Source organism: Plasticicumulans sp. (genome assembly GCF_035331805.1).
GTDB lineage: Bacteria > Pseudomonadota > Gammaproteobacteria > Competibacterales > Competibacteraceae > Plasticicumulans.
In genome coordinates this window covers 7,897-11,023 of record NZ_DAOLKE010000099.1, presented here as the reverse complement: position 1 = coordinate 11,023, position 3,127 = coordinate 7,897, and the positions used below count along the sequence as shown (strand labels likewise).

At 70.7% G+C, this 3,127-nt stretch carries 2 protein-coding genes; both read right to left on the bottom strand.

The genetic code is table 11. The annotated features are described in order from the left end of the window. The coding region (locus PKE44_RS09050; RefSeq protein ID WP_324550289.1) for an aspartate aminotransferase family protein at positions 1-1,361 on the bottom strand (1,361 nt) is incomplete at its 3' end. 134 nt (positions 1,362-1,495) lie between these two features. Continuing rightward, a complete protein-coding gene (locus PKE44_RS09045) occupies positions 1,496-2,998 on the bottom strand; it encodes an aldehyde dehydrogenase (protein WP_324550287.1) in 1,503 nt (500 codons plus the stop codon). Between the last annotated feature and the right edge of the window lie 129 nt (positions 2,999-3,127).

Here is a 3,127-nt window from a genome sequence, read left to right as displayed (position 1 = left end):
AGCGCCTGCGCCGTCAGATCCAGACACTTCCACGCCTTCTCGACCAGTTCGTCGATGCCGTCGCGATCGAGGATCAGCGGCGGGGCGACGATCATCGTGTCGCCGACGGCGCGCATGACCAGGCCGTTGTCGAAGCAGAACTCGCGGCAGCGCAGGCCGGCGGATTTTTCTTCCGGGAAGCGTTCGCGGCTCGCCTTGTCCTTCACCAGTTCGATCGCGCCGAAGAAGCCGAGGCCCCGCGCCTCGCCGACCAGCGGGTGTTCGGCGAGCGTGCGCCAGCGCTGCTGCAGATAGGGGCCGGTGTCCTCGCGCACGCGCTCGATCACGCGCTCGCGCTCGAGCACGCGCAGCACTTCCAGCGCCACGGCCGCCGCGACCGGGTGGCCGGAGTACGTGTAGCCGTGGAAGAACTCGCCGCCGCCGCTCGCCAGCGCCTCGCCGACGCGCGCGCCGAGCAGCACCGCGCCCATCGGCACGTAGCCGGAGGTCAGGCCCTTGGCGACCGTCATCAGGTCGGGCTTGACGCCGAAGTACTCGGCGCCGAAACGCCGGCCGGTGCGCCCGAAACCGCAGATGACCTCGTCGGTGACCAGCAGGATGCCGTGGTGCCGGCAGATGCGTTCGATCTCCGGCCAGTAGGTGTCGGGCGGGATGATGACGCCGCCGGCGCCCTGGATCGGTTCGGCGAAGAAGGCCGCGACCTTGTCCGGGCCGATTTCCTCGATCTTCTGCGCGAGCTGGCGGGCACGCTCCAGCCCGAATGCGGCCGGGTCCAGCCCTGCGCCCTCGCCGAAGGCGTAGGGCTGGTCGATGTGCACGAAGCCCGGCAGCGGGTGCGCGAGCTGCGCGTGCACGGCCTTCATGCCGCCGAGGCTGGCGCCGGCGATGGTCGAGCCGTGGTAGCCGTTGCGCCGGCCGATGATGACGTTGCGCTGCGGCTGCCCCTGCAGCTGCCAGTAGCGCCAGATCATGCGGATCGCGGTATCGACCGACTCGGAGCCGGAGCCGGTGAAGAACACGCGCGTGTAATCGGGCGCCGCGAACTCGGCGAGCCGGTGCGCGAGCTCGATCGCCGGCGGGTGGGCGGTCTGGAAGAAGTTGTTGTAGTACGGCAGCTCCAGCATCTGGCGCTGCGCGGCCTCGGCGAGCTCGCGCCGGCCGTAGCCGAGGTTCACGCACCAGAGCCCGGACATGCCGTCGAGGATGGTGCGGCCATCGGCGTCATGCAGATGGGCGCCTTCGGCCCAGCTGATGATGCGCGCGCCTTTCGCGGCCAGGTCGGCGTAATCGGTGAACGGGTGCAGGTGATGGGCGGCGTCGAGGGCCTGCCAGTCCTGCTTGCTGCGGATCGGGATGGGCATCTTGCCGGGACCTTCGTGAGTGCGAGGGAATGCTTGGGTGCGAGGGAATGCGGAGGGACAGGGCGGGCGATGGGCTCCGTGGCTGACCGGCGGACGTGCCGCAAATTCCGTCCGCGCCGGCGGCGTGCGGGCGCTCAGTCGCCGATGCGCATCCAGATCGTCTTCAGCTCCGTGTACTTGTCGAAGGCGTGCAGGGACTTGTCGCGGCCGTTGCCGGACTGGCGGTAGCCGCCGAAGGGCGTGGTGATGTCATCGGCATCGAAGCAGTTGACCCAGACCAGCCCGGCACGCAGCTGTCGCGAAACCCGGTGCGCGGTGGCGAGATCGCGCGTCCAGACCGCGGCGGCAAGCCCGTACATGGTGTCGTTGGCGATGCGCACGGCCTGTTCGGCGCCGTCGACGGCGAGCACCGACAGCACCGGGCCGAAGATTTCCTCCTGCGCGATGCGCATGGCGTTGTTGACGCCGTCGAACACGGTCGGCTCGATGTAGAAGCCGCCGGTCGCACCGCGCGTCGCCGCACCGCCGAGCGCCAGCGTCGCGCCCTGCGCGCGGCCGATGTCGATGTAATCGAGCACGCGCTGCCATTGTTCCTTGCTGACGATGGCGCCGAGCTGCGTGGCCGGATCGAGCGGATCGCCGGGGGCGAGCGTGCGCCCGACCGCGACGATGCGCTCCAGCACCTGGTCCTTGATGCGGCGATCGACGAGCAGCCGCGAGCCGGCTGTGCACATCTCGCCCTGGTTGAAGAAGATGCCCCAGGCGGCGGCGGTCGCGGCGGCGTCGAGGTCCGGGCAGTCGGCGAGGATGATGTGCGGGGTCTTGCCGCCGCATTCGAGCCAGACGCGCTTGAGGTTCGACTGGCCGGCGTACTGCAGGAACAGCTTGCCGACCTCGGTCGAGCCGGTGAAGCCGACGGCGTCGACATCCTCGTGCAGGCCGAGCGCGCGCCCGGCGCTATGGCCGTAGCCGGTGACGACGTTCAGCACGCCCGGCGGCAGCCCGGCTTCGAGCGCGAGTTCAGCGAGCTTCAGCGCCGACAGCGGCGACTGCTCGGCGGGCTTGAGCACCACCGAGTTGCCGGCCGCGAGCGCCGGGCCGAGCTTCCAGGCGCTCATGATCAGCGGGAAGTTCCACGGCACGACCACGCCGACCACGCCGACCGGCTCGCGCCGGATCAGCGCCAGCGACTGCTCGGCGGTCGGGGCGATCTCGTCGTAGAGCTTGTCGATCGCCTCGCCGTACCAGCGCAGGCAGCGCGCGGTGGCCGGCACGTCGATGGCGAGCGCGTCGCGGATCGGCTTGCCGACGTTCAGTGTTTCGAGCAGCGCCAGTTCGTCGCGATGCGCCTCGACCAGCTCGGCCCAGCGCTGGAGCACGCGCTTGCGCGCTGCCGGTGCCTGTCCGGCCCAGCGCCGGTCCTCGAAGGCCGCGCGCGCCGCGCGCACGGCGCGGTCGATGTCGGCGCTGCTGCCGGCGGCGACCGAGGTCCACGTCTGGCCGCTGGCCGGGTTCACGCAGGGCAGCGTCGCGCCGTCGGCGGCGTCCTGCCAGCGGCCGTCGATCAGCAGCTGCTTCAGCGGTTGCAGCGCGGCGGCACGGGCGTGCCAGTCGGCGAGGGTCGGAGGGGTGGACATGACGACTCCAGCGGGCTTGCGGGGGCGGGACGACGGGCCGGAAAATGTGATCACATCCTAGAAGCCAGCGGCAAGCCCCTGTCGCCAGTGCCGCTTACCGGAGATTGCGCCGTTGGCCACCCCGAATCC